Raw genomic sequence first — 23471 nt, 5'->3', positions numbered from 1 at the left:
TCACGCTCCGCCCACGGGCAGGGTGACCGTGAAGGTGCTGCCGCGGCCCAGCTCGCTGGACAGCTCCAACGTCCCGCCGAGCAGCATCACCAGCCGGCGCGCGTACGGCAGGCCGAGGCCGGTGCCGCCGACCCGGGTCGCCCCGGGCACCTGGTAGAACTCCTCGAAGACCCGCTCGTGCAGCTCGCGCGGGATGCCGACGCCGGTGTCCGAGACCGACAGCGACCAGCGGTCGTCCCGCCGCTCCGCGCGCAGCCGCACCTCGCCCCGCTCGGTGAACTTCAGCCCGTTGTGCAGCAGGTTGCGCAGCACCTGGGCGAGCAGCACCTCGTCGGAGCGGACGGTGGCCGGGTGCGGCGGCTCCTCCACCACCAGCTCGACCTCCGGCCGGGTGGCGAGCGCCCGCAGCGTGCCCCGGAGCTGCCCGTAGAGCGGCCGCAGGTCCACGTCGGCCCAGTTCGGCTCGATCCGGCCGGACTCGGCCTTGGCCAGGTCGAGCAGCTCGTTGACCAGCCCGAGCAGGTCCGCGGCCGAGGAGCGGATCAGCCCCACCTGGCGGGCCTGCTCGGCGGTGAGCGGGTCGGAGGCGGAGTCGGCCAGCAGCCGGGACAGCCCGATGATCGCGGTGACCGGGGCGCGCAGCTCGTGGCTGACGTTGGCCAGGAACCGGCTCTTCGACTCGCTGGCCGCGCGCAGCTGGGCGGACTTCTCGTCCAGCTCGGCGTAGAGGGCCACCACCCCGCGGTTGGTCTCCTCCAGCTCCTCGGTGAGCTGGTTGTAGAGCGCCATCACGCCCCGGTTGGTCTCCTGGAGCTCGGAGTTGAGGACCTCCAGCTCGTCGCGCTGGCTGCGTACCTCGTCCAGGGCGGCGATCAGCTGCCCGTTCTGGTCGGCCAGCTCGTCCAGGGCGGTGCCCGGAGCGGTGCTGCCCAGCTCCGCGCGGAGCTCGGCCAGCCGTTCGGGGGTCAGCGCCGGGGAGTTGGCGGGGACACGTCGGGACATCCTCACGACCGTATCCCCCTCGTCCGCCACGACGCCCAGCATGTCCACCAGTCGCGCCACCGCGCCGGACTGCGGTTGGTAGCTGCCGTTCGGCAGGGGGCGCACCGGGGCGAGATCCACGTACAGCACGTGCCGCCCGGCGACGACGTCGAACCCGATCAAGAAGGTGACATCCGCCCCGTCTGCGGTCCGCAGCAGATCCCGGGCGACCTCGCTGAGCGCGGTGGCGATCCGGACCTGGTCCTGGTGTTCCAGGCCGACCGCCGCGGCGACCTCCCGACCGCGCTGCCGGACGACGAAGATGTCCTGTTCGACCCGCAGCGCCATCTGGAGCAGCGGGGGCGTGCCGACCGCCCCGGTCACGACCAGCCCCGGGCGACCAGGACGGAGGCGTCGTCGCGGCGGGTGCCGGCGTCCCGGAGCAGGGTGGCGGCCGTCACCAGGGGAGACCGCCCGAGCAGGCCGGGGTAGTCGGCGAGGTCCCAGCGGTCGACCACGCCGTCGCTGTGCATGACCAGCGTCGCGCCGGCCCCGAACGGGTACTCGTACTCCCGCACGGCGGGACGGTGGTGGCCGGCGATGCCGGGCAGCGAGACCAGCCCGCGACGCCGCTCGCCCTCCACCGCAATCATGGCTGAGATGTTGCCGAGGCCGGCGTACCGGAGCAAGCCCACGGCCGGATCCAGCTCGGCCACGGCCAGCGCGGCCCCCCGGGTGTGCCCGATGGCGCGGTGCAGGTGCTGCACCACGGTGGCCGGTGGGGCGGCCGGCGCGGCCCGGAACGCGGCGAGCGCCGCCTCCGTGGCGGCCGCCGCCAGCGGGCCGTGCCCGAGGCCGTCACACACCAGCACCTGGCGGCGCCCCTCGGCGATCCGGACGCCGTACCCGTCGCCGCTGACCTGCTCGCCGGTGATCGGCCGGACCAGCCCGCCCGCCCAGGACGGCTCCGGCGCCGGGCCGGACCAGATCTGCACGGCGAGGACGGTGCCCCGACCGGGCCGCGAGTAGCCGTCGTACCAGGTCGCCTGCCGGGCGATCGCGCCCAGGCCGATGCCGAGCGTGCCGGTGGTGGAGTGCCCGTCCCGCGACGAGACGGTCAGGTCGGCCATGCCGGGGCCGGAGTCGATCGCCACCAGCTCCACGCCGGCCCGCCCGGCCCGGCGCACCGGGCGGAGCAGCAGCACCCCCTCCTGGGCGTGCTTCACCAGGTTGCTGGTCAGCTCGGCGGCGACGATGGCCAGGTCGGCGACGCGGCGCTCGCCCAGCTGCAGCTGCATGCCGAGGCGCTCGGCCGCCCGGCGTACGCCGCTGCCCGCGCCGCTGCTCTCCACCCGGAACCAGAGACCGTGGTCGGCGACCACGTCCCCGATCATCGGGACCACTTGACGAGGGTGATCCGGGTGCCCTCGCCGACGGCGGTGACGATATCGAAGTGGTCCACGAGGCGGCGGGCCCCGCTCAGCCCGAGGCCGAGGCCGCCGCCGGTGGTGTACCCGTCGGTCAGCGCCATGTCGAGGTCCGGGATCCCCGGCCCGGAGTCGGTGAAGACGATCCGCACCCCGCGGCGGCGGCCGTCCTCGACGCCTGCCACGTCGGCGGTGCCACCCCCGCCGTAGATCAGGGTGTTGCGCGCCAGCTCGCTGGCGGCGGTGACCAGCTTGGTCTGGTCCACCAGCGAGAGCTTGGCGGCCACCGCGACCGTACGCACCAGCTGCCGCACCCGGACGACGTCGTCGTCGCTGCGGATCGCCTGGGTCTGCGGCACCCCCAGGTCGACACCGGCGGTCATGTCGTGGCCGTCGTCTCGGCGTCCTCGTCGCCGTCGACCATGACCCACTCGTCGGCGCGGGCGGCCGCGATCAGCTCCATGCCGCGCTCGACGTTCAGCGCGGTCCGGATGCCGTTGAGCGACAGACCCAGCTCGACCAGCGTGATGGCGACGGCGGGACGCATCCCGACCACCACCGTCTCGGCGTCCAGCACCTTGGAGATGGACGCGATGGTGGAGAGCATCCGGCCGACGAACGAGTCGACGATGTCCAGCGCCGTGATGTCGATGATCACGCCGTGGCAGCCGGTGGCGACGATCCGCTCGGCCAGGTCCTCCTGGAGCATCACGGCCGTCTGGTCGGACATGTCGACCTGGATGGAGACCAGCAGGATGTCGCCGATCTTGAGGACCGGGACCCGCTCCATCAGGCCTCCCGGCGCTGGTGGCGGCGGGCGTTGTCCACGCCGGTCAGTCGCAGCACGTGGCGCAGGGCGTCGGCGAGGCTCGCCTTGGTGGCGATGTCGCCGAACTCGATGCCGAGAGCGACGATCGTCTGGGCGATCTGCGGGCGGATGCCGGAAATGATGCAGTCGGCGCCCATCAGCCGGGCGGCCACCACGGTCTTGAGGATGTGCTGGGCGACCTGGGTGTCGACCGCCGGGACACCGGTGATGTCGATGATCGCGTACGGCGAGCCGGTGTCGACCAGGGTCTGGAGCAGCCGCTCCATCACCACCTGGGCGCGGGCCGAGTCGAGCGTGCCGACCAGCGGGACGGCGACCACGCCCTCCCAGATCTTGACCACCGGGGTGGAGAGTTCGAGCAGCTGCTCGGCCTGGTCGGCGATCAGACTCTCCCGAGTGCGGACGTAGCTCTCGAAGGTGAAGAGCCCCATCTGGTCGATCAGGGCGGAGAACGCCACGAAGTCGCGGAGACGGGCCTCGTCCTGGCCCTCCTCCATCAGCTCGAGCAGGACGTCCTTCACCGAGAAGACGCTGAACGCGGTCTCGGTGGCGGTGAAGCCCTGCCGGGCCCGGCCCCGGGACAGCTCGGCGAGCACGGCGCGCAGCTCGCCGCCCGGCTCGGACGCGAGGTCGGTGAGGCCGTTCTCGGCGGCGTCGATCATGCTACGGTGCAGCTCCTGCACCTGGCGGGTGAGCTCGGCCTGGCTGAGGCGGCCGCGCAGCGACGCGCCGACGACTTCCGCCCAACGTCGGATCAGCCGCTCTTCGTTTTCCCTGAGCAGACGGGCGAGCCGGCCACTTTCCTCGGCGCTCAACGCCATGCTGACCTCCCTGGACTGGCGAACCGGCCGGACTCTATCACCGGAGCTGGCCAGGCTACTTGCCGCGCGGCAAAGAATGATCGGCGGCACCCGTAACGGCTCCCGTTCTGCGGGTCCCCCGCTCCGTGGGATACCGTTCCACCGAACACAGGAGGTCGACGAATGTCCCTGACGGTGCACACGGAACAGCGCGGCGACGTGGTCGTCGTGTCGGTCGCGGGCGAGCTGGACATGGCGACGGCACCGCAGCTGCAGGACCAGATCACGGACCTGCTGGACAAGGGACGCAGCCGCCTCGTCTTCGACCTGGCGAACGTGTCGTTCTGCGACTCCACCGGGCTGTCGGTGTTCGTCCGCGCCAAGAACAGCTGCGACGAGGCCGGCGGCGTGGTCCGGCTGGCCGCCCCGCAGCGCGGGGTGCTGCGCATCCTCGAGGTCAGCGGCCTGGTCGAGGTGCTGCACACGTACCCGACGGTGGAGCAGGCCGTCGCGGGCGACCCCACGCCGGCCTCCTCCTGACCCACCCTCCTCAGCGCTCGTCCTCGATGTAGCGGGGACGGGCGATCACCATGCCCGCCGTCGTCTGCACGACGAGCGCCACCAGTAGGAACCCGATCGGCGCGGTCCAGCCGCCGGTGGCCTCGTAGAGGATGCCGACCAGCAGCGGGCCGAGCGCGGCGATCACGTACCCGGTGCTCTGCGCGAACGCGGAGAGCGCCACGGTGCCCTCGGCGGTGCGGGCGCGCAGCCCGATGGTGGTGAGGATCATCGGGAAGGCACCCTGGCCGAGGGCGAGCAGCAGCACCCAGAGCGGCGCGAGGCCGTGCGGGGCGAGCGCCAGGCCGACGTAGGACGCGGTGGACGCGGCGGTCAGCGTGAGCACCAGCGGCCGTAGCGTGCGCAGCCGGCCGGCCAGGGTCGGCATCACCAGCGCGACCGGCACGCCGAGCGCGGTCACCCCGGCGAGCAGCAGCCCGGCGGCCTCGGGACGGTAGCCGGCGTCCCGGAAGAGCTGCGCCAGCCAGCCCATGATCGCGTACCCGCTGAGCGACTGCGCCCCGAAGTAGACCGCCATCGCCCAGCCCAGCCGGGTGCGCCCGGGCCGGATCCGGCCCGGGGTGGCGACGGCCGCCGTCGGGGCCGCCGCGCGCCGGGCGGCGCGGGCCCGCAGCGCCAGCGGCACCCACGGGACCACGGCCACCGCGGCCAGCCCGGCCCAGACGCCCAGCCCGGCCCGCCAGGAGCCGAAGGCGTGCGCGACCGGCACGGCGGACGCGGCGGCCACCGTCGTGCCGATGGTCAGCGCCATCGTGTACGCGCCGGTGACCAGCCCGGTGCGGTGCGGGAAGTGCTGCTTGACCAGCATCGGCAGCAGGATGTTCGCCACCGCGATGCCGGCCAGCGCCAGCGCGCTGGTGAGCACGAAGACCGCGGCGGAGTCGGTCGCCACCCGGAGCACCTGCCCGACGGTGAGCGCGAGCATGGCCACGACCAGGACCCGGGCCGGCGCGTACCGGCGGACCAGCCACGGGGTGAGCGCGCCGAGACCGGCGAAGGCGATCGTGGGCAGGGTGGTGACGAAGCCGGCCATCGCGCCGGAGAGGGCCAGACCGCCGCGTACCTCGTCGAGCAGGGCACCGAGGCTGGTCACCGCGGCGCGCAGGTTGAGCGCGACCAACAGCATGCCGACCAGCACCAGCGCGCCCCCGGTAGCCGGGGAGGGCGTCCGGGCCGGCGCGGCGACCGGCGCCGGGCCGGGCGCCACGTCGGCGGTGGGCGCGACGGCGGCGGTGGTCGGGTCGGCGGAGGGGGCCGCGGTGCCGGTGGGTGGCGGGGTCATGACCTCGAACCTACAATCATGGGATGAATTTCGGCAGGAGGTGTAACCGGTGACACCGTCGGTCGATTCCGTCGTCGTGCCGCCGCGTGGCCAGCGGGTGCGGGAGACCATCGCGCAGCTCCGGGAGCGCATCCTCGGCGGCGAGTGGCCGGTGGGCGGCCGGATCCCGACCGAGCCGCAGCTGGTCGCCGCGCTCGGGGTGGGGCGGAACACCGTCCGCGAGGCCGTCCGCGCCCTGGTCCACGCCGGCGTGTTGGAGTGCCGTCAGGGCTCCGGGACGTACGTGGTGTCGACCGACGAACTGGCCCCGGTGGTGGCCCGACGACTCACCGACGACCGGATGGCCGAGGTGGTCGAGGTGCGCCGCGCCTTCGAGGTGGAGGCGGCCCGGCTCGCCGCGCTGCGGCGTACGCCGGAGGACCTGGCGGCGCTCGACGCCGCGCTCGCCGCCCGGGAGGCCGCGTGGCGCTCCGGCCGGGTGGACGAGTTCGTCGAGGCCGACGCGGCGCTGCACACCGTGGTGGTCGCCGCCGCGCACAACGCCATGCTCGCCGAGCTGTACGCCTCGGTCGGCGCCGCGCTGCGCAGCACCGTCGCGCAGGCCATGGGCGGTGCGCTGGAGCCCGAGCGGTACGTCGACCACGGTCGACTCGTGGCCGCCATCCGGGCCGGCGATCCGGCGCGCGCGGCGATCGAGGCCGGTGCTTTTCTGGAGTCACCCTCCGGGGCATAGGTTGTCCGGGACCCAGAATCGGACAGCACGGGAGTACGGATGCTCAAGGGCTTCAAAGACTTCATCATGCGCGGCAACGTCGTCGACCTGGCGGTCGGTGTCGTCATCGGTGCCGCCTTCACCGGCGTGGTCACCCAACTCACCAAGTCGTTCCTGGAACCACTGGTCCGCGTGATGATCCTGCTGATCACCGGCAGCGACAAGGGCATCAGCGGGACCATCCCGAAGTTCCGCGGGGAGATCCCGTTCGACTGGGTGGCCTTCGTCAACGCGGTGATCACCTTCCTGCTCACCGCGGCGGCGCTGTACTTCCTGGTGGTCTACCCGATGAACCGGCTGGCCGAGCGCCGTCGGCGCGGCGAGGAGCCGCCGCCGAAGGCGCCGAGCGAGGAGATCAAGCTGCTCACCGAGATCCGGGACGCCCTGGTCGCGGGCGGTCACGCCACGCCCGGGCAGCGGCGCGGGGCGCTGGACGACGTGCTGGGGCGACGGAACGAGCCGCCGGTCGCCCGCTGACGTACCGCATGCACATCGGCCCCTGTGGGAATCCCGCAGGGGCCGTCCTATGTCGTACAGGTGTTCGATAGAGTCCCGCCATGGAACAGCGCAGGCACTGGTGGAACGGGAAGTGGGGGCGGCTGGCCCGGCGGGACGTCTTCCTCCGGGTGGACGGGGACCGCTGGCACGTCGAGCAGCGGGCCGGCGGCGCCGAGGGGGTCTCCCAGTTCTACGAGTACGCCAGCGTCGAGGAGGCCGAGGAGACGGTCCGGGCGCTGCTGGAGGGACCGGACGGCTGGCGCGAGCTCTCCCCCCGCCCGCCGAGCGGCTGGACCCCGTCCGTTTAGCGCAGGCGCGGCCCGGGAACCGCGCCTGAATGAACCAGCAGGGTACGCAGCAGCAGGCCACCCTCTCCCGGGTCACCACCGGCATGCGGGTGGTCGACTCGACCGGCGTCGAGGTCGGCACGGTCGATCTCGTCCAACGCGGCGACCCGACCGCGGTGACCGTCCAGGCGCCCACCGCCGACCCGGGCAGCAGCCTCGACGAGCTGATCGAGTCGGCGGCGGTGGAGGAGCCGGACGTGCCCGCCGACCTGGCCGCCCGGCTGCTCCGCAGCGGTTATCTGAAGGTCGCCACCGAGCTGGCCCGGACGGGCGCCGTCTACGTGCTCGCCGACCGGATCGCCACCGTCACCGACGACCAAGTACGCCTCGACGTCCCCGCCGCGGAGCTGCCCGCGGAGGAGTGAGCCCGCTCCCGGGGCGGGTCGTCTGCTCCCGGATCCCTGACGACCGGTCGCCCGAAGGGCCGGCCGAGCCGCGCCGACCGCTCTAACGTGGACCGGATGTGGATGGTGATCGGAGAACAGCGCGGCACGCCGGCGGATCCCGACGAGCGGTCGGCCCAGTTCACGCACATGGCCGAGGTGACCCGGCAGAGTTCCGGCTTCGTCCGGGGCTGGTGGGGGGCGGACGACGTCGACCCCGACATCACGCACGTCGTGGTGCTGCTCGACACGCTCGACGACGCCCGGGCGTTGCGGCGGATGGTGGAGGAGAACGTCACCGGGGTACGCCTGCAGACCATGGAGGTCGGCGTGGAGGTCGCCGAGGCGGCCTGACCCGGCCCGGGTGGGGTGATGACGCGAACGATTCAGCTCCGGAGGAGGCCAGGCCCCCTGCCGGCCCTCAGCGGACCGGCACCGACAGCGACCGTCCGTCCGTGGCCTCCGCCTGCCCGGGCGGCGCCCCGGCGGCGGCCGGCCGGCGGCGGAACAGCAGCAGCATCAGCCAGCCCGCGACCAGGCCCCAGAACGCGCCGCCCACCCCGAGCAGGCTGACCCCGGAGGCGGTCACCACGAAGGTCACCACGGCCGCCTCCCGTGCCTCCGGTGCGGTGACGGCCCCGGCGACCGCGCCGGCCAGCGCGCCGAGCAGGGCTAGCCCGGCCACCGCCTCCACCAGGACCGGCGGCGAGAGCAGCACCAGGGCGGTGGCCACGCCGGCGCCCAGGCCGAGCAGCGCCAGGCCGATCCCGGCGGTGACCGAGGCGATCCAGCGGCGGTCCGGATCCGGATGGGCGTCCGGGCCGGCGGCCAGCGCGGCGGTGATCGCCGCCAGGTTCACCGCATGCCCGCCGGCCGGCGCGCCGAGCGCGCTGGCCAGCCCGGTCACCCGGAGGGCGGAGCCGAGCGGCGCCCGGTAGCCGTAGCCGGCGAGCACCGCCATCCCGGGGACGTTCTGCGCGGCCATGGTGACCAGGAAGAGCGGCAGCGCGAGTCCGACCACCGCCGAGAGCGTCCAGGCCGGCGTGGTCACTTCGACGGTGGGTGCCAGGTGCAGCCGCCCGGGCCCGGCGGCGGGGGCGGTGAACGCGATGGCCACCGCCGCCACCGCCAGCGCGGCCGGCACCGCCCAGCGGCGGGCGAACCGGTGCAGGACGAGCCAGGTGAGCACCACCGGACCGGCCAGCCGGGGCACCTCCACCAGCGCCCGCACCGGCGCGGTGCAGAGCGGCAGGAGCACCCCGGCGAGCATCGCGCTGGCGATCGGGCCCGGGATCGCGGCGACCGCCCGGCCGAGCGCGGGGATCAGCCCGGCCGCCGCGATCAGCACGCCGGCGACCAGGAACGCGCCGACCGCCGCCGGCCAGCCGCCGGGCACCGGGCCCGTGGCGACCAGCAGCGCCGCCCCCGGGGTGGACCAGGCGACGGCCATCGGCAGTCGGTGCCGCAGCCCGAGCCAGACCGCGCAGAGGCCGGCGGCCACGCAGAGCACCAGCAGCCCGGAGGCGGCCTGCGCGTCGTCGGCGCCGACCGCCCGCAGCCCGGCGAGGACCACGGTGAACGAGCTGGCGAAGCCGACCAGGGCCGTCACGACGCCGGCCAGCACCGGTTGCAGTCGGCCCGCCACGCGCTCCCCCTCCGCTGGCCGTTCCGTTTACGGAACGGCGACCTGTAGCACCATAGCGGCATGGCGTCGCCCCCACCAGCTCGTGATCCCGCACCCGGCGCGGTCGGCCTGCGGGTCCGCGCCCTGCGCGAGGAGCGGGGGATGTCGCTCTCCACCCTGGCCCGGCGGGCCGGCGTCGGGAAGGCCACCCTCTCCGGCCTGGAGAACGGCACCCGCAACCCGACCCTGGAGACCCTGTACGCGGTCACCGCGCAGCTCGGCGTGCCGCTCACCGCCGTGCTCTCCGGGCCCGCCGAGACGCCGACCGTACGCGGCGCGGCGGTGAGCGCCACCCTGCTGGAGGTCTTCACCGACAGCGACGCGACGTACGAGCTGTACCGGATGCGGGTCGCGCCCGGCCCGGGACAGCTCTCCCCCGCCCACCAGGCCGGGGTCACCGAGCACGTCACCGTCTTCGCCGGCGTGCTGCGCGCCGGGCCGGTGGACGCCCCGCTGACCGCGGCGGCCGGCGGGCACCTGCGCTGGACCTCCGACGTGCCGCACAGCTACGCCGCCGTCGGCGACGAGGAGGTGTGGGCGAGCCTGCTGCTGCGCTACCCGCGCCGCTGACCGGTCAGCCGTGCGGCGCGGCCACCGGCAGCCGGTGGCGTACGGCCCAGAGCGCCGCCTCCGTCCGCGACGCCGAGCCGGTCTTGCGGAGCAGGTTCGAGACGTGCACGGTGACCGTCCGCACCGAGATGCCGAGCGCCCGAGCGGCCTGCTTGTTGGACATCCCGGCGACCAGGCAGCCGAGCACCTCGATCTCCCGGCCGGTCAGCTCGGCGTCCGGCGGCGCCGCCGGCCGGGGCACCAGGTGCTCCGGCAGCGGCTCGTGGACCAGGCCGTCCGGCCCGGAGCCGGCGTGCGCGGCGAGCAGCTCGGTCAGCACGTACGGGTTGCCGCCGGTGCGCCGCCGGACCGCGGCCACCACCGCCTCGGCGGGGCGCGTCCCGTCGTACACCTGGGTCAGCACCTCGGCCACCTCGGCGGCGGTGAGGGGCGCGAGGTGCTGGCGCACCGCGCCGCGTACCCCGCAGAGGCGGGCCAGCGCGCGGACCGTGAGGTCCGGCGCCACCGCGTCGGCCGGCGGCCGGCTCGCCACCACCAGCAGGGCCGGCAGCTCCGGGGCGGCGGCCAGCTCGCCGAGCAGGTTGAGGCTGGCCGGGTCGAGGGCGTGCAGGTCCTCCACCACCAGCACCGCCGGGCCGGCCCCGACCAGCAGCCGGACCGTGCGGACGGCGAGCCGCAGCAGCGTGCCCGGGGCGTACCGCTCGCGCGGCGCGGTGGGTTGCTGGGCGAGCCAGGCCAGCGCGTCCGGCGGCAGGTCGAGGCCGCTGGTGTCCCGGCCGCTGAGCACGGCCGCCAACCAGTCGTACGGGGCGGGGTCGTGCACCCGCGCGGCACCGGTGAGGACCACCGCCGGCCGCGGGGTGAAGCCCTCCAGGGCGGCCGCGACCAGCAGGCTCTTGCCCACTCCGGCGTCCCCGGTGATCACCGTGACGGTGGGCGCCGGCCGTTGGCCGGAGGCCACGGCGGCCCAGGCCCGGTCGAGCTCGGCCAGCTCGCCGGCGCGCCCGACCATGGACACCGGCATCATTTCTCACACCCTACGCAGTAGTGCGTAGAGACGGCGGCAGGGTCTTCTTGGCAAGCTGGACCCATGACGCTCATCCTCCGCTCGGCCATCCTCAACGACGTCGGCCTCGTCCGGACCAACAACGAGGACTCCGCCCTCGCCGGTGACCGCCTGATGGCGGTGGCCGACGGCATGGGCGGGCTCCCCGCCGGCGAGGTGGCGAGCGAGATCGTCATCCGGATCCTGGACGAGCTGACCCCGCCGACCGTCCCCGACGAGGCCGCCGACGCGCTGCGGGCCGTGGTGAGCACCGCCAACCAGCGGATCCGGGCCGCCATCACGGTGGACCCGGCCCGCGACGGCATGGGCACCACGCTCACCGCCGCCCTGCTCGCCGGGGACACCCTGGTCCTCGCCCAGGTCGGCGACTCCCGCTGCTACCTGCTGCGGGACGGGGAGCTGACCCAGCTCACCCGGGACGACACCTTCGTCCAGGCGCTGGTCGACCAGGGCGCCCTCGCCCCCGACCAGGCCCGGCACCACCCGCAGCGGTCCCTGGTCACCCGGGCCGTGCAGGGCTCGGACGCGCCCCCGGCGATCGGGGTGCTCACCGTCTTCCCCGGCGACCGGCTGCTGCTCTGCAGCGACGGCCTCTCCGACTACGTCGAGGACCCGGCGATCGCCGCGGCGCTCGGCACCTACGGCGACCGCCAGCAGTGCGGCGAGCAGCTGGTCAAGCTCGCCCACCAGGCCGGCGCGCCGGACAACGTCACCGTGGTCGTCTCCGACGTCGCCGCCGCCTGACCGGTCCCCCGAGCCGGCGAAAGCGGTTGCGCCGGCCACCGGCCCGGGTTGGGATGAGGAGTGATCATCCGTCGGTTGGCCGCCGAGGACCGCCTGGCCACCAGCTTCCCGCTCCAGGCGTACGCCTTCGAGGCGTCGCCGCTGGCCGCGTCCCGGGTGGCGGAGTTCCGCGACTACCTCCCCTACAACGCCGGCAACCGGACGCTGGTCGCCGACGAGGACGGCACGGCGGTCGCCGCCGCCTCGGCGATCCCGATGCGGCAGAACCTCCGCGGCGCCGTCCTGCCGATGGCCGGCATCGCGGGGGTGGCGACCCACCCGCTGGCCCGCCGGCGCGGCCACGTCCGGGCGCTGCTGCACCAGCTCCTCGACGAGATGCGCGACGAGGGGCATCCGCTCACCGCGCTGTACCCGTTCCGGGCGTCGTTCTACGAGCGCTTCGGCTACGTCGGGCTGCCCCGGGCGCGTACCGCGACGTTCTCCCCGGCCGACCTCGGGCCGCTGCTCCGCGCCGAGCTGCCCGGCGAGGTGGTCTGGGAGCGGGTCGGGGCGGGCTACCCGACCTGGCGCGCGTTCACCGAGCGCTGCCTGCACGAGCGGCACGGCTTCGCGGTCTTCCCCGACTTCCGGGCCGTCGGGCTGCGCGACCGGGACGACCGGTGGCTGCTCACCGCCGTGGTCGACGGGAGCACGGTCGGCGCGGTGACCTACCGGATCGACGACCACGGCGGCGAGTTGATCGCCGACGACCTGCTCGCCACCGACCCGTACGCCCGGGCGTTGCTGCTGCAGTTCTTCGCCCGGCACGTCGACCAGCTCGAGCGGATCCGGGTCCAGCTTCCCGCCGACGAGCTGCCCGAGCTGTGGCTCACCGACCTGGCCGTGCACGTCGAGGCGCGGGTGTCCCGGCCCGGGTCGCCGGCGCCGATGGCCCGGCTGCTCTCCCTGGATGCGCTGACCGGCCTGCCGACCGGAGCCGGTCGGGTCCGGGTCGACCTGGTCGGCGACCGCTGGCTGGCCGGGTCGCACCTGCTCGACGGCGCCACCGGCCGGCTGGAGCTGCGGCCCGGCGACTCCGCCGGGGGCGGTGTCCCGGCCGCGACGCTCACCGCGGCCGGGCTCTCCGCCCTCGCGTACGGGGTGCTCGACCCGGCGGAGGTCGACATCCGGGACCTGGGTGACGTGCCGGCGGACGCGGCGGCCGAGCTGCGCCGCATCTTCCCCCGGCAGGTGCCGTACCTCTTCGCCGACTTCTGACGGTTCCACCGCCGCTCGGGCAGGGTACGGTCCTGCGAATGCCGGAGTGGTTGCAAGCGGGGTCGTGGGGTCTGCTGGCCGGTTCGGCCCTGCTGATCGGCGCGGTCACCGGGTTCTTCGCCCGGGTGCCCCGGAAGGTCATCGCGTCGGTCATGGCGTTCGGCGCCGGGGTGCTGCTCAGCGCGGTCTCCTTCGAGCTGATCGCCGAGGCGCACGAGCAGGGTGGCCTGCTGGCCACCGCGGTCGGCGCGACGGTCGGCGCGCTGGCGTACACCGGGGCGAACGTCCTGCTGGCCCGGCGTGGGGCCCGGCACCGCAAGCGCTCCGGCGACGTGCAGCCCTCCGAACAGGAGCAGCCCGGCTCGGGTACGGCCATCGCGGTCGGCGCGCTGCTCGACGGCGTACCGGAGTCGGTGGTGATCGGCGCGAGCCTGCTCACCGGCGGCCCGGTCAGCCTGGTCACCGTGATCGCGGTCTTCCTGAGCAACGTGCCGGAGGGCCTGTCCAGCGCCGCCGGCATGCGCCTGGCGGGCCGTTCCCGGCGGTACGTCTTCCTGCTCTGGACGGCGATCGCCCTGGTCAGCGGGGCGGCGGCGCTGGCCGGCTACACGCTGCTCGGCGGCGCTCCGCCGGAGGTGCTGGCCACCATCACCGCGCTGGCGGCCGGCGCGATCCTCGCGATGATCACCGACACGATGGTCCCGGAGGCGTTCGAGGACGCCCACCTCCTGGTCGGCCTGATCACCGTCCTCGGTTTCCTGACCGCCTTCGCCCTCTCCCACAGCTGACCCCCGTCCGCGCGGCGGGCGGTCGGCAACGGCGCCAACCCGGCGCGGGCCGGCACCCCGGGCGGCGGCAGCGGCGGCGCGATCTACTGCGACGGCAACGAGTTCGCCGTACGGATCGCCGGCACGATCATCGAGGACAACCACGCCAACGAGGGCGGTGGCGCGATCTTCTTCGTCAGCAACAACCGCACCGGCACGCTGCGGATCGAGAACTCGACCCTGCGCCGCAACCCAAGCGACGGCTTCGAGACGAAGGGCCACCCCGGCATCTTCTTCCTCGGCGCCCGCCTCTCCTGACCCTGCCCAGCCTCAGTAGGGGTTGCCGTGGCCGGGAGTGCGGGCCTTGCGGAGGGCGGCGGGGCGGCCGGGGAGGTCCGGGTCCCTCGACATGGGTGGGGCGCTGGTGCCGGCGGTGCGGGCCATGCCGGTGATGAGTTCCTTGAGGGTGGTGAGTGCGTCCATCCTGGGTGTCCAGCCGAGTTCGGTCTCGGCGCGGTGGCTGGACATCAGCGGCGCGTTCAGGCCCAGCTCCACCCAGCCGGCGTCGACCGGTTGCAGCCGCGCCCGCCAGGTCAACGCCGCCGCGACCCGCAGCACCGGGGCGGCCACCGGCACCGTCCAGCCGTGGAAGTGCCGGGCCACCAGCTCCGGGGTCAGCACCGGGTCCGCGGCGACGTTGAAGGCGCCGCGTGCCTCACCCAGCAGAGCCTTCGCGTACGCGTCAGCGACGTCGTCGGCGTGCACCGCCTGCATCCGCAGCCGGCGGTTGGTCGGGACCAGCGGGATCCGGCCGTACCGGAGCAGCCGCACCGGGGCCAGCGGGCCGAGGAAGTAGCGGGTGATCTCGGTGCCGGCGTCCCGCTGGAAGGTCAGCCCCGGGCGCAGCCGGACCACCCGGAGCTCCGGGTGCTCCCGCTCGGCCGTGTCCAGCAGCGCCTCCACCTCGGCCTTGTCCCGGCTGTACGACGACCCGGGCACCCCGGTCGCCGGCCAGTGCTCGCTGACCGGGTGGTCCTTCGGGCCTGGCGCGTACGTGCCGACCGAGGAGGCGTACACCAGGGCGGGAACGCCGGCCCGGACGACCGCGTCGATGACGGCCCGGCTGCCCCCGACGTTGGTCCGGTGCAGGGTGCGCTGGTCGTGGCTGGGCTGGATCTGCCAGGCCAGGTGCACCACCGCCCCCGCCCCGGCGAAGATCGCCGCGAGCTGCTCGGTGGCGCCGGGCGCCCCGACGTCGCAGGAGTGCCACTCCACCCGGTCGTACGGCTCACCGGCGTCCGGCCCGGGCAGCCGCCGGGCCACCCCGGCCAGCTCCAGCCCGGACTCCTGCCGCAGCCGGCGCAGCACCGCCGTCCCGACGTTGCCGCTCGCCCCGACGATCACGATCCGCATACCGGCTGCCGTACCCGCTGAACCGGACTCCAACCCCGGACCGGTCACGGCCGGGGCGACTGGCGTACCCAGCTCCTCTCCTGCCGGCGGCGCCCCTGCGTGGCGGCCAGGCAGCGCGGGCAGATGAAGCCGACCGGGTCGGCCTGGGTGAGCACGTCGGTCGAGGCGTAGTCGAACGGCACATGGGGGAAGCGACGCAGCCGGGTACGGCTGAGCGGGAGCCCGCAGACCGTCTGGTTCTGCCCCGGCAGCCAGGCGTGCACCTCGCCGCCCGGCTGCCGTACGCCGTCCGCGCCGACCACCTCACTCGACGCGGCCACCGCGGGGGTGCTGCTCATCCTCATGCTCGTCCCGGTTCCCCCGGCCGCCTGCCCCATGCGCCTCTTCACCAGATCGTCGATCTGGCGGTCTCTCGGGCGGCTCAGGGGCGGCGGGTCAGCAGGGCACCGATCAGCGCCACCGCCAGGGCGAACAGCAGCACCGCCCCGAGGAAGGCGGCCAGGAACCAGCCGTTCAGGATCCGCCGGTTGATCCACTGCATGGTCCCGACGAAGCTCCGGTCGTCGGTCGCGGCCAGGCCCGGCATCACCCAGCACGAGTACGCGAAGAAGCGTCCCGCCATCAGCCCGGTCGCCAGCGTCGCCCCGGCCAGCACGGCCGTACGCAGCAGTGTCATGGCCCCCAGCGTGGCGGGCCACGGCGCCGCGGGCCATCGTCGAGCGGCTCGCCCGCATGCGCGGGCGTCTCGGCGTCGGGCGTCGGACATCGACGGGCGGCGGGAAGCCGGAAGGCTCGCGCGAGCGGGTTCCGGTAGCCTGAGCGGGCGGGCCGCTAGCTCAATGGCAGAGCTGTGGACTTTTAATCCATAGGTTCAGGGTTCGAGTCCCTGGCGGCCCACTCTGTTGCAGCTCAGCGGCCCTTGCGGGGCCGCTGTCTTTGTCAGCACGGCTCGTACAGCAGCGAAGTACAGCAGTAGCGCCTTACCGGCCCAGTGCGCTGCCGAGCCGCTTGAGGGCGTCGCGGGTGGCCGCCGAGGACACCACCGTGTAGATCTCCATGGTGATGGCGAACTGCGCGTGCCGAAGGATCTGCATCGCCACCCGGGGATGCACATCCAGGTCGGCCAGGAGCGAGGCACAGGTCCGCCGGGCGTCCCTGACGGTGATCCGCCGGACGCCGGCCGCGTCACAGCGGCGGTCCCAGAAGCGGTTGAAGTTGCGTGGCTCGACCGGCCGGCCGTAGCGGGTGGTGAAGATCAGGTCGGACGGCTGCCAGGCCGGGCCGGCGGCATCCCGGGCGGCGGTCTGGGCGGCACGGCGGCGGCCGAGGGCCACGGTGCAGATGTCGGTCGGCTGTCCCGGTGCGTAACTGGCGTGCCGCCTATCGCTGGGGCATGCGATCCTCGACGCCGGTCGAGACGCGCGATCAGCGGCATGAGCGGGTGCTTCGCCACGCCGATCACTGATGGCCGCGGCTACGAGGGGAACCGCTTCCAGTGCCCCTCGGAGACGACCTCGACGGTGCCGTCGATCACCTTGATGGCCGTCTGGTCGTCGATTGCGTACGCCGGACCCGCGATCTCGGCCGCCCATCTCTCGGCACCAGCCATGGTGTTGTCCGGCTCGAGACCTAGGTGCGGGAAGATCGAGAAGTCGACGACCCCCAGTGTGCGGTCGTCGGGCGCGGACTGCCACTCGACGAAGTCCGCACCGATCCGGGGGGTCAGCACCATGCTCCCAGCACTCAACCCCACCCAGACGGTGTCCCGCAGCGACGGCAGGAGGTCCGCCAGCCCGGATTGCCGCATCCAGTGGCACAGGTACGTCGCATCGCCGCCGGCCACGAGGATGACGTCAGCCTCCCGGACCCAGGGGACCCACCGCTCCTCGCCGATGCTGGGCAGCGCTGTCAGCTCGAGGACGCCCAGCGACTTCCAGCCCAGGCCGCACATGGGTAGCGGCGTCTGACCGGTGATGAAGCGCCAGGCCGAGGCTGGCCCGGACATGGGGTTGCCGTACACCGCCGTAGGGATGCAGAGGGCACTGGAGTCGGCGATCGGCTTGCCCAGCAGGTCGACCAGCGCATCGCGGATGCTCGGGTTCGTGACGCCCGCGGACGTGAGAAGAAGCTTCACGCTTGCCTCCTGTACGTAGCGCTCATGACGCTCTCCTCGAGAGTCGGGAGATCGGGTGTATGGGAATACAGACTGGACACCGTAACGAAACTCATCGCCGTTGCGACCCCTCAAACCCCCCACACGCACATCGGCAGGAGCGGATGCCTGGCACACCAGCCGTCGTGGACAGTCGGCGTCACGGTCCGTATCCGGCATGCTCAAGGCCCGTGTAACCCATCAACTGAAGTCACCGTGTAACGCATCAAGCGGAGTACGACAGCCGGCTGCCAGCCAGTGCGGGAGAACTTTCTGTACGTCTATCAAGGCGGCCCGCAACGGGCCGCACGCGCCGCCGCCTGGGCGCGCGCCGGCCGCTGCCGCTATCGCTCTGCGGCCGTCACGCCTGACGCCCGGCGGCTGGCGCGGACAGCGGGAAGCCCGGGGGCCGCCGCAGAACGACAGACCGTTGACGAGTGAGGGGTGGGCCGGCAGCCGGCCGGGCCGCGCGGCCACGTGCCCGCGCGGCGTAGGGGAGGGCACGCCAGCCGCGTCGGCGAACTGCCGGCGGTCGCGGGGTTGCGGCTAGTGCGCCTCCGGCGGGGGCGCTCCGGCTCCAGGATGGCCGGGGCTCCGTCGGCGGGTCGCGGTCCGTGGGTGGTTGCGGTAGCGCCATCCCACCGCCGAAGACCCGGGGCGAGCCGAGCAGACCGCCGCCGGGACCGCCAGCGTCCGTCCGTGCGTCAAGGCCGTCTTGACGTGGCGGCCCCGACGGCGGCCCGCTCCCACAAGGGCGGGTCGACGGCGACGGGATGGCGAGGTTCCGCTGGCTGGGTCAATGCCTCACCAACACGCATGCGACACGGGGCTGGTCGAGCGTCCACCCGGCCCCCAGCTATTGATGGGGGTCGCCAGATCTTGTCGGCGGCTGCGGGGTGGCGGCTGCGTCGATCGTTTGGGCGAGGGCCGTCAGAGTGGGTCGAGGCGGCGCTTGAGCAGGCAAAACTCGTTGCCTTCTGGATCGGCGAGGACGTGCCAGGACGCATCCGCAGGCTGACCGATGTCGACGAGTTTGGCCCCGGCGGCCAGGAGGCGCTCGAGCTCGGCGTCCTGATCGCGGTCGGTGGGGTTGACGTCGATGTGCAGCCGGGCATGCCCGTTCTTCGGCTCGTCGTTGCGGATGAGGAAGATCGTCGGCTGCGGGCCGCCGAACCCTTCGCGCGGGCCTATCTCGATGTAGACCTCCGCTTCGCGATCGAGCTCTATGAAGTCCAGGACCTCGCACCAGAACCGCGCCAGCACCTCGGGGTCGCGGCACTTGAGCACGAGCTCACCGATACGGCATGCCATTGACGAAACCTACTCTCAGCATGGGAACTGCCGGGGCGGCCGCACGCGGATCTCATGGGCTCCCTGCAGTGAGAACAAGCTCGCGATCGTACCGGGCGAGGCGAGCGGGCTGGACGAGGGTGCCCGTCGAGCTGAGCCCAGCACCGCTCGCCGGCCCGAGGTGAGGACCGGCGGGGCTGACGGTCGTCAGTCAGCAGGAAGTCAGCGAGACGCGCGACAACAGCCGTCAACCGTTGGTACGGGACAGCAAAGTCCCGGACGACAACACCAGTCGTCTGCATTGATCAGCAAGCATCAACTGTGTGGAGCCGCCTTTGCAAGGCAGCGTCCGGCGACCAGGTCACGATGGCTGTTGACAGACATCCCATGAGCGCTGCGGTCAAGCAGCGGCGTCTTGGTGGTGCTGTTCGCGGTGTTGCCAGGCGGTGTTCTCGTCGTAGTGGGTGCCGGTTTTGAGGCAGCCGTGGAGGATGCCGACGAGGCGGTTGCCGAGTTGGCGTAGTGCGGCGTGGTGGCCGAGGCCGCGGTGGCGTTGCTGGTCGTAGTAGGCGCGGGCGCCGGGGGAGGCTTTGAGGGCGGCGAAGGCCTGCCGGCCGATGGCGTCGATGAGTCGGTCGTTGTGCACGTAGCGGGCCAGCACGATCTTCTTCTTGCCGGACTGGCGGGTGATGGGGCTGGTTCCGGCGTAGTTGCGGCGGGCTTTGGCGTCGGCGTAGCGGGTGGTGTCGTCGCCGAATTCGGCTAGCACCCGGGCGCCGAGGATTCGGCCCAGGCCGGGCTGGCTGAGGTAGGTCTCAGCGTCCGGGTGCTGCCCAAAATGCGCCTCGACCTGCTCTTCCATTGCCTTGATCTGGGTGTGCAGCGTGGTCAGGATCGCTACCTGGGCGCGGACGGTGGCTGCGTAAGCGGCGGTCACGAGCGGCGGCTGGCCCAGCTGCTGGGTGCGTAACGCTGCCTGCACCTTCTCGGCCTTGGCCGGCACATCACGGCGGCGGGCCCGTTTCAGCGCGGCGGTGATCTGCGCAGTGGTCAGCCGGGCCGCCGACGCCGGGTCGGGAGCCTTGCCCAGTAGCTGCAGGGCGTCGGCGGCGGCGAGGTCGTCGAACGCGACCAGGGCGGCGGGGAAGAACTCCCGCAGCGTCTGCCGCAGCCGCAACGTGTGACGGGTGCGTTCCCAGATCAACGTCTGGTGCGCCCGGGCCACGACCTTGACCGCCTCGGCTGCAGCGCTGTCGCCGGCGACCGGGCGGAGCTGATGCCGGTCGGTACGCACCATGTCGGCCAGGGCGTGGGCGTCACCAGCGTCGCTTTTCGCACCTGAGACACCGTGCCGTTCCCGATACCGGGCCACCTGCAGCGGGTTGATCGCATACACCTGATAGCCGGCCGCGATCAGCGCCTGCACCCACGGGCCCCGGTCGGTTTCGATGCCGACCACCACCTGGACCGGGTCGCCGTCCTCGCCCAACTGCTGGCCGATCAGCGCGTGCAGGCGGGCGATGCCGGCGATCCCTTCCTCAAGTTTGGCCTTGCCCAGCCGTCGGCCCGCCTCGTCCTGTATCTCGACATCGTGGTGGTCCTCGGCCCAGTCGTCTCCCACGAACAACACGTCGTCCTCCCGCAGGTCCACAGTCGCGCGAGCTGTCTGGCAGCCTCCGGGAGACCCTCCGCAAGCTAATGATCAAGTGCTCACGCACCTGCGGCGGGCACGACATCCCATCAGCGATTCCGTCCCCCGACCACCGGCAGGGGCACGATCTGTCAATAGGACTGCCACGCGTCCTGCAACGGGGAGTGCTCACCCGCCAGCGGCTACCGGACCCGAGTCTGCCGTAACTGACCCGGCAACTCTCATTAGCAACGGCGACAGCAACCCCGCCGGACGAGGGTGCCCGCCGGCAGCCGAGTACGGACCGTCGTCCGAGGTTGCGAACGTGGCCGGACGCCGTCGGACGACCTGCACAGAGCTTGTAAGCGAGGGCTCACCGGCTGGGATGGCTAGCGGCCGACCCGGATGCGGTCGGCGGGGTACAGCTCGCGGGATCCGTCGGCGCGGAAGACCACCAGGACTGGGACGCCTTCGCCGATGTCCAACTCCTTGCGCTCCGCAGGGGTCGGCATTCGAGCTGAGGCGGTGTCGCCCTTGAGCAGGGTCACCGTCTCGGTCGGCTCCATGCTGCGGACGAACGTGCCGCGCGGCGGTTGGACGATCACGAGCCCTTCCGACCGGAGTAGGGAGATGGCCTGCCGGACGCTTGTCCGACTCAGTCCATACTCCTGAGCCAGTCGCAGCTCACTCGGCAGCGACGCGCCGGGCGCAAGGTCGCCGGACGTGATCCGGTCACGCAGCAGGTCGGCGAGCTGCCGAAACACCGCCCGATCCGCGCTGGGGTCGATCACGAATGTGACGCTACGTGTCCAACAGTTCTACAGGTTATTGTATCTACAGTCCTACGTCTGTACGGTGATCTAGCAGGTGCGGCGGTCGGATGACCAGCTGAGGCCCGGCCGCCGTGCCGTCGCCCATGCCCGAGAGGAGATCCGGTGCGGCGTGTCTCGTACGAGGAGTACCTGCTCGCCGCCGCGATGTCTCTCGCAAGACGGCACCGGCCGGTCTGGTGCTGGCGGAAGTGGCGGTGGATCTGTCGCTGCGGGGCCGATCTGCCCTGCCATGCCCGGCACCGCATCCCCATCAACCGTGGCCACTGGCCAGGAGAGGAGGCGCAGTGAAAGACGACCAGGAGCACGCGATCCTGGCCGTACACGTCCGAGGGCTCGACGGCATGTGCGCCGGCTGCCGCGCCTGGTGGTCACGGCTGACGCCGTACCCGTGCTGGCAGGTGGAATGGGCGACCAGCCGGCAGGCCCGGACGATCACCGCTCGCTTTCTGGAGGGCGTGCGGTGACCACCCACGGCCCGGTCATGCCGATCTGGAGCTGCGGAGGCTGCGACCTGCCCTGGCCCTGCCCCACCCGCAAGCGGGAAGCTACGGGCGGAGTATGCGGATGCTCCGGTGTCGCTGGCCCTCTACCTCGGCTCCTACCTCGTCCAGGCGACCGAGGACATGCTCTGGACGCCGGCCGGCGTGCTGCACCGCCGCTTCCTCGGCTGGACCAGGGAGGCCGCTCGGCCGACGCCAGCAGTACAGCAGCGATGTACAGCAACCGTGCCAGCCGAACCCGGCCGAGAAGCGGGCCAGTAGGCCGGATGACCTCGCACAACACTCGATCCGGCCGGCTCGCCGGCAATCCATAGGTTCAGGGTTCGAGTCCCTGGCGGCCCACCACAGACCGCTTCTGAGCTGCGGCAACGCTGGGAGAGATCATCGGGCACAACCAGGGCACAAGCTAGCGCTGATCTTGGCCTGCGGGGATGCCCTGCCGGTTGTCGGCGGCCTGGCGTAGCAGCTCCCCCCACCACGCCGCGCGGCCGGTCCTTCTTCGGCAGCCAGTGGACGCAGGTCTCCAGGGTGATCCGCAGGTTGGCGTGCCTCAGCGCCTTCTGGACGTCCTGTGGCTCGAAGTCGTTGCTCATCAGAGTCGTACCGAAAGACCTCGGCCAGATGGGCCTGGATCCCCCCGGTCGTGAAGCCTTTGGCGGACAGGGAGATCACCGTGCCGTCCACCCCGGACAGCCTGCGCTGGCGCCTCTTGACGATCTGTGAGCTGAGGCTGCCACCACGGTCGCGGGGCACCTCGATCTCGACCGTTGATCAGGATTACACCGTTCGCTTCCAGTCCCGGTGCTGGCGCTCATGACGCGATGTGGTTCAGCTCGGTCAGCGCGTCCTTGGGGAGGGCCAGGGCAGCAGCGGAGACATTCTCGCGCAGGTGCGTAACTGATGAGGTGCCGGGGATGAGCAGGATGTTCGGGGAGCGCTGTAGCAGCCACGCCAGCGCGACGGCCATCGGTGTGGCGCCGAGACGGGTGGCGACTGCGTTCAGTTCCTCGGACTGGAGTGGGGAGAAGCCGCCGAGCGGGAAGTAGGGCACATAGGCGATGCCCTGTGCGGCGAGGGAGTCGATCAGGTCGTCGTCGTCCCGGTTTGCGATGTTGTAGAAGTTCTGCACGCACACGACCGGCGCGATGGACTGCGCCTCGGCGATCTGCTCGGCAGAGACGGTGCTGAGACCGAGATGCTTGATCAGTCCCTCCTGCTGCAGCTGCACGAGCACCGTGAACGGCTCGGAGATGGGGCCGGGAGTGGGCCTGTCGAACCCGCCGACACGCAGGTTGACGACGTCGAGCACGTCCAGCCCGAGGTGATCCAGGTTGTCGTGCACGGCTTGGCGCAGCTGCTCGGGAGCGAGCGCTGGCAGCCAGTTCCCCTCGGCGTCTCGCAGCGATCCGACCTTCGTCACGATGTGCAGGTCGCCTGGGTAGGGGTGCAGGGCCTCCCTGATCAGCTCGTTGACGATGACGGGTCCGTAGAAGTCGGCAGTATCGATGTGATTGATGCCCAGGCGCACGGCCTCGCGCAGTACGGCCACGGCAGCCTCGGGGTCGGCCGGTGGGCCGAATACGTGCGGGCCAGCCAACTGCATTGCGCCATATCCCATGCGAGTGACCGTCAGATCCTCGGCCATGGCGAACGTCCCGCCGGGAAGT

The 23471-nt window shown here is 72.7% G+C and carries 27 protein-coding genes, 1 tRNA gene and 4 pseudogenes; 14 read left to right on the top strand and 18 right to left on the bottom strand.

Annotated elements, in window-relative coordinates; genetic code table 11:
* Genes ACTWO6_RS01460 through ACTWO6_RS01440 form a run of 5 tightly spaced genes read right to left on the bottom strand, consistent with a single transcriptional unit; the run spans position 1 to position 4058 of the window.
* Positions 1-1329 carry a sensor histidine kinase gene (locus tag ACTWO6_RS01460; RefSeq protein ID WP_446220522.1) on the bottom strand — a complete coding sequence of 443 codons (1329 nt, stop codon included), beginning with the start codon at positions 1327-1329 and terminating at the stop codon, positions 1-3.
* Positions 1330-1361: 32 nt separating this feature from the next.
* Positions 1362-2375 (bottom strand): SpoIIE family protein phosphatase, encoded by a 1014-nt coding sequence (locus ACTWO6_RS01455; protein WP_446220521.1) that lies wholly within the window; start codon positions 2373-2375, stop codon positions 1362-1364.
* The gene (locus ACTWO6_RS01450; RefSeq protein WP_446217826.1) at positions 2372-2791 is read right to left on the bottom strand and encodes an ATP-binding protein; all 420 of its coding nucleotides are present in this window, start codon (positions 2789-2791) and stop codon (positions 2372-2374) included. The genes ACTWO6_RS01455 and ACTWO6_RS01450 overlap by 4 nt, the downstream gene beginning before the upstream one ends.
* Positions 2788-3198 (bottom strand): STAS domain-containing protein, encoded by a 411-nt coding sequence (locus ACTWO6_RS01445; RefSeq protein WP_446217825.1) that lies wholly within the window; start codon positions 3196-3198, stop codon positions 2788-2790. Before ACTWO6_RS01445 ends, ACTWO6_RS01450 begins: the two co-directional genes overlap by 4 nt.
* The gene (locus ACTWO6_RS01440) at positions 3198-4058 is read right to left on the bottom strand and encodes an STAS domain-containing protein (RefSeq protein ID WP_446217824.1); all 861 of its coding nucleotides are present in this window, start codon (positions 4056-4058) and stop codon (positions 3198-3200) included. Before ACTWO6_RS01440 ends, ACTWO6_RS01445 begins: the two co-directional genes overlap by 1 nt.
* A gap of 162 nt (positions 4059-4220) precedes the next feature.
* Between ACTWO6_RS01440 and ACTWO6_RS01435 the strand changes: the two genes are divergently transcribed.
* Positions 4221-4577 (top strand): STAS domain-containing protein, encoded by a 357-nt coding sequence (locus tag ACTWO6_RS01435; protein ID WP_088976933.1) that lies wholly within the window; start codon positions 4221-4223, stop codon positions 4575-4577.
* Positions 4578-4587: 10 nt separating this feature from the next.
* Here ACTWO6_RS01435 and ACTWO6_RS01430 read toward each other — a convergent pair whose 3' ends face one another.
* The gene (locus ACTWO6_RS01430) at positions 4588-5898 is read right to left on the bottom strand and encodes an MFS transporter (protein ID WP_446217823.1); all 1311 of its coding nucleotides are present in this window, start codon (positions 5896-5898) and stop codon (positions 4588-4590) included.
* Positions 5899-5947: 49 nt separating this feature from the next.
* Between ACTWO6_RS01430 and ACTWO6_RS01425 the strand changes: the two genes are divergently transcribed.
* From ACTWO6_RS01425 to ACTWO6_RS01405, 5 genes are all read left to right on the top strand, one after another.
* Positions 5948-6631: a FadR/GntR family transcriptional regulator gene (locus ACTWO6_RS01425; protein WP_446217822.1), complete on the top strand. Its 684-nt coding sequence runs from the start codon at positions 5948-5950 to the stop codon at positions 6629-6631.
* Positions 6632-6670: 39 nt separating this feature from the next.
* A complete protein-coding gene (gene mscL, locus ACTWO6_RS01420; RefSeq protein WP_446217821.1) occupies positions 6671-7147 on the top strand; it encodes a large conductance mechanosensitive channel protein MscL in 477 nt (158 codons plus the stop codon).
* Between the two features lie 80 nt (positions 7148-7227).
* Positions 7228-7476, top strand: coding sequence for a hypothetical protein (locus tag ACTWO6_RS01415; protein WP_130330696.1), 249 nt, complete (start codon positions 7228-7230; stop codon positions 7474-7476).
* 29 nt (positions 7477-7505) lie between these two features.
* Positions 7506-7880: a hypothetical protein gene (locus tag ACTWO6_RS01410; protein ID WP_446217820.1), complete on the top strand. Its 375-nt coding sequence runs from the start codon at positions 7506-7508 to the stop codon at positions 7878-7880.
* A 96-nt stretch (positions 7881-7976) separates the two neighbouring features.
* The gene (locus ACTWO6_RS01405; protein ID WP_446217819.1) at positions 7977-8252 is read left to right on the top strand and encodes a hypothetical protein; all 276 of its coding nucleotides are present in this window, start codon (positions 7977-7979) and stop codon (positions 8250-8252) included.
* A 67-nt stretch (positions 8253-8319) separates the two neighbouring features.
* Here the strand turns inward: ACTWO6_RS01405 and ACTWO6_RS01400 are convergent, their stop codons facing one another.
* The gene (locus ACTWO6_RS01400; RefSeq protein ID WP_446217818.1) at positions 8320-9543 is read right to left on the bottom strand and encodes a benzoate/H(+) symporter BenE family transporter; all 1224 of its coding nucleotides are present in this window, start codon (positions 9541-9543) and stop codon (positions 8320-8322) included.
* Between the two features lie 60 nt (positions 9544-9603).
* On the opposite strand from ACTWO6_RS01400, the gene ACTWO6_RS01395 reads away from it, so the two are divergent.
* Complete coding sequence (locus ACTWO6_RS01395) at positions 9604-10152, top strand: helix-turn-helix domain-containing protein (protein WP_446217817.1); 549 nt, start codon at positions 9604-9606, stop codon at positions 10150-10152.
* Between the two features lie 4 nt (positions 10153-10156).
* Here ACTWO6_RS01395 and ACTWO6_RS01390 read toward each other — a convergent pair whose 3' ends face one another.
* The gene (locus tag ACTWO6_RS01390; RefSeq protein ID WP_446217816.1) at positions 10157-11179 is read right to left on the bottom strand and encodes an AAA family ATPase; all 1023 of its coding nucleotides are present in this window, start codon (positions 11177-11179) and stop codon (positions 10157-10159) included.
* 63 nt (positions 11180-11242) lie between these two features.
* On the opposite strand from ACTWO6_RS01390, the gene ACTWO6_RS01385 reads away from it, so the two are divergent.
* The 4 genes and pseudogenes from ACTWO6_RS01385 to ACTWO6_RS01370 form a co-directional block, all read left to right on the top strand.
* The gene (locus ACTWO6_RS01385; RefSeq protein ID WP_446217815.1) at positions 11243-11962 is read left to right on the top strand and encodes a PP2C family protein-serine/threonine phosphatase; all 720 of its coding nucleotides are present in this window, start codon (positions 11243-11245) and stop codon (positions 11960-11962) included.
* Between the two features lie 60 nt (positions 11963-12022).
* Positions 12023-13219, top strand: coding sequence for a GNAT family N-acetyltransferase (locus tag ACTWO6_RS01380; RefSeq protein ID WP_446217814.1), 1197 nt, complete (start codon positions 12023-12025; stop codon positions 13217-13219).
* 38 nt (positions 13220-13257) lie between these two features.
* Positions 13258-14007, top strand: a complete 750-nt coding sequence (locus ACTWO6_RS01375; protein WP_446217813.1) for a ZIP family metal transporter — start codon at positions 13258-13260, stop codon at positions 14005-14007.
* An 18-nt stretch (positions 14008-14025) separates the two neighbouring features.
* Positions 14026-14304 (top strand): annotated as a pseudogene (locus ACTWO6_RS01370) (hypothetical protein); the annotation flags it as partial.
* A 12-nt stretch (positions 14305-14316) separates the two neighbouring features.
* Here ACTWO6_RS01370 and ACTWO6_RS01365 read toward each other — a convergent pair.
* The 3 genes from ACTWO6_RS01365 to ACTWO6_RS01355 form a co-directional block, all read right to left on the bottom strand.
* On the bottom strand, positions 14317-15399 hold the full coding sequence (locus ACTWO6_RS01365; protein ID WP_446217812.1) for an NAD-dependent epimerase/dehydratase family protein: 1083 nt from the start codon (positions 15397-15399) through the stop codon (positions 14317-14319).
* 44 nt (positions 15400-15443) lie between these two features.
* Positions 15444-15737, bottom strand: coding sequence for a hypothetical protein (locus ACTWO6_RS01360; protein WP_446217811.1), 294 nt, complete (start codon positions 15735-15737; stop codon positions 15444-15446).
* A gap of 83 nt (positions 15738-15820) precedes the next feature.
* Positions 15821-16075 carry a hypothetical protein gene (locus ACTWO6_RS01355; protein WP_446217810.1) on the bottom strand — a complete coding sequence of 85 codons (255 nt, stop codon included), beginning with the start codon at positions 16073-16075 and terminating at the stop codon, positions 15821-15823.
* A gap of 149 nt (positions 16076-16224) precedes the next feature.
* Between ACTWO6_RS01355 and ACTWO6_RS01350 the strand changes: the two genes are divergently transcribed.
* Positions 16225-16296: transfer RNA gene (locus ACTWO6_RS01350), tRNA-Lys, on the top strand.
* Positions 16297-16379: 83 nt separating this feature from the next.
* Here ACTWO6_RS01350 and ACTWO6_RS01345 read toward each other — a convergent pair.
* From ACTWO6_RS01345 to ACTWO6_RS01325, 5 genes and pseudogenes are all read right to left on the bottom strand, one after another.
* Positions 16380-16745 (bottom strand): annotated as a pseudogene (locus ACTWO6_RS01345) (tyrosine-type recombinase/integrase); the annotation flags it as partial.
* Positions 16746-16873: 128 nt separating this feature from the next.
* Positions 16874-17533 carry a Type 1 glutamine amidotransferase-like domain-containing protein gene (locus ACTWO6_RS01340; protein ID WP_446217809.1) on the bottom strand — a complete coding sequence of 220 codons (660 nt, stop codon included), beginning with the start codon at positions 17531-17533 and terminating at the stop codon, positions 16874-16876.
* 948 nt (positions 17534-18481) lie between these two features.
* Positions 18482-18862 carry a VOC family protein gene (locus tag ACTWO6_RS01335; protein ID WP_446217808.1) on the bottom strand — a complete coding sequence of 127 codons (381 nt, stop codon included), beginning with the start codon at positions 18860-18862 and terminating at the stop codon, positions 18482-18484.
* 379 nt (positions 18863-19241) lie between these two features.
* Positions 19242-20471, bottom strand: coding sequence for an IS110 family transposase (locus ACTWO6_RS01330; RefSeq protein WP_446216283.1), 1230 nt, complete (start codon positions 20469-20471; stop codon positions 19242-19244).
* 389 nt (positions 20472-20860) lie between these two features.
* Complete coding sequence (locus ACTWO6_RS01325) at positions 20861-21262, bottom strand: GntR family transcriptional regulator (protein WP_446217807.1); 402 nt, start codon at positions 21260-21262, stop codon at positions 20861-20863.
* Between the two features lie 125 nt (positions 21263-21387).
* On the opposite strand from ACTWO6_RS01325, the gene ACTWO6_RS01320 reads away from it, so the two are divergent.
* Together ACTWO6_RS01320 and ACTWO6_RS01315 are read left to right on the top strand one after the other, a co-directional pair.
* Complete coding sequence (locus tag ACTWO6_RS01320) at positions 21388-21768, top strand: hypothetical protein (RefSeq protein ID WP_446217806.1); 381 nt, start codon at positions 21388-21390, stop codon at positions 21766-21768.
* Positions 21765-22065: pseudogene (locus tag ACTWO6_RS01315) on the top strand (hypothetical protein). Before ACTWO6_RS01320 ends, ACTWO6_RS01315 begins: the two are co-directional and overlap by 4 nt.
* 345 nt (positions 22066-22410) lie before the next feature.
* Here the strand turns inward: ACTWO6_RS01315 and ACTWO6_RS01310 are convergent.
* A pseudogene (locus ACTWO6_RS01310) lies at positions 22411-22569 on the bottom strand (transposase); the annotation flags it as partial.
* Between the two features lie 46 nt (positions 22570-22615).
* Positions 22616-23449, bottom strand: coding sequence for an aldo/keto reductase family oxidoreductase (locus tag ACTWO6_RS01305; RefSeq protein ID WP_446217804.1), 834 nt, complete (start codon positions 23447-23449; stop codon positions 22616-22618).
* Between the last annotated feature and the right edge of the window lie 22 nt (positions 23450-23471).

The sequence above is a fragment of the Micromonospora sp. IBHARD004 genome, from assembly GCF_052814115.1.
Note: the sequence above shows the minus strand (reverse complement) of the source record. Positions and strands in the feature narration are given on the sequence as shown.

Bases quoted from the DNA above. Each gene is read 5' to 3' on its own strand.
- ACTWO6_RS01460 (WP_446220522.1), bottom strand. From the start codon at position 1,329: ATGGCGCTGCGGGTCGAACAGGACATCTTCGTCGTCCGGCAGCGCGGT.
- ACTWO6_RS01455 (WP_446220521.1), bottom strand. From the start codon at position 2,375: ATGATCGGGGACGTGGTCGCCGACCACGGTCTCTGGTTCCGGGTGGAG.
- ACTWO6_RS01450 (WP_446217826.1), bottom strand. From the start codon at position 2,791: ATGACCGCCGGTGTCGACCTGGGGGTGCCGCAGACCCAGGCGATCCGC.
- ACTWO6_RS01445 (WP_446217825.1), bottom strand. From the start codon at position 3,198: ATGGAGCGGGTCCCGGTCCTCAAGATCGGCGACATCCTGCTGGTCTCC.
- ACTWO6_RS01440 (WP_446217824.1), bottom strand. From the start codon at position 4,058: ATGGCGTTGAGCGCCGAGGAAAGTGGCCGGCTCGCCCGTCTGCTCAGG.
- ACTWO6_RS01435 (WP_088976933.1), top strand. From the start codon at position 4,221: ATGTCCCTGACGGTGCACACGGAACAGCGCGGCGACGTGGTCGTCGTG.
- ACTWO6_RS01430 (WP_446217823.1), bottom strand. From the start codon at position 5,898: ATGACCCCGCCACCCACCGGCACCGCGGCCCCCTCCGCCGACCCGACC.
- mscL (WP_446217821.1), top strand. From the start codon at position 6,671: ATGCTCAAGGGCTTCAAAGACTTCATCATGCGCGGCAACGTCGTCGAC.
- ACTWO6_RS01415 (WP_130330696.1), top strand. From the start codon at position 7,228: ATGGAACAGCGCAGGCACTGGTGGAACGGGAAGTGGGGGCGGCTGGCC.
- ACTWO6_RS01410 (WP_446217820.1), top strand. From the start codon at position 7,506: ATGAACCAGCAGGGTACGCAGCAGCAGGCCACCCTCTCCCGGGTCACC.
- ACTWO6_RS01405 (WP_446217819.1), top strand. From the start codon at position 7,977: ATGTGGATGGTGATCGGAGAACAGCGCGGCACGCCGGCGGATCCCGAC.
- ACTWO6_RS01395 (WP_446217817.1), top strand. From the start codon at position 9,604: ATGGCGTCGCCCCCACCAGCTCGTGATCCCGCACCCGGCGCGGTCGGC.
- ACTWO6_RS01390 (WP_446217816.1), bottom strand. From the start codon at position 11,179: ATGATGCCGGTGTCCATGGTCGGGCGCGCCGGCGAGCTGGCCGAGCTC.
- ACTWO6_RS01385 (WP_446217815.1), top strand. From the start codon at position 11,243: ATGACGCTCATCCTCCGCTCGGCCATCCTCAACGACGTCGGCCTCGTC.
- ACTWO6_RS01375 (WP_446217813.1), top strand. From the start codon at position 13,258: ATGCCGGAGTGGTTGCAAGCGGGGTCGTGGGGTCTGCTGGCCGGTTCG.
- ACTWO6_RS01365 (WP_446217812.1), bottom strand. From the start codon at position 15,399: ATGCGGATCGTGATCGTCGGGGCGAGCGGCAACGTCGGGACGGCGGTG.
- ACTWO6_RS01360 (WP_446217811.1), bottom strand. From the start codon at position 15,737: ATGAGCAGCACCCCCGCGGTGGCCGCGTCGAGTGAGGTGGTCGGCGCG.
- ACTWO6_RS01355 (WP_446217810.1), bottom strand. From the start codon at position 16,075: ATGACACTGCTGCGTACGGCCGTGCTGGCCGGGGCGACGCTGGCGACC.
- ACTWO6_RS01335 (WP_446217808.1), bottom strand. From the start codon at position 18,862: ATGGCATGCCGTATCGGTGAGCTCGTGCTCAAGTGCCGCGACCCCGAG.
- ACTWO6_RS01320 (WP_446217806.1), top strand. From the start codon at position 21,388: ATGCCCGAGAGGAGATCCGGTGCGGCGTGTCTCGTACGAGGAGTACCT.
- ACTWO6_RS01305 (WP_446217804.1), bottom strand. From the start codon at position 23,449: ATGGCCGAGGATCTGACGGTCACTCGCATGGGATATGGCGCAATGCAG.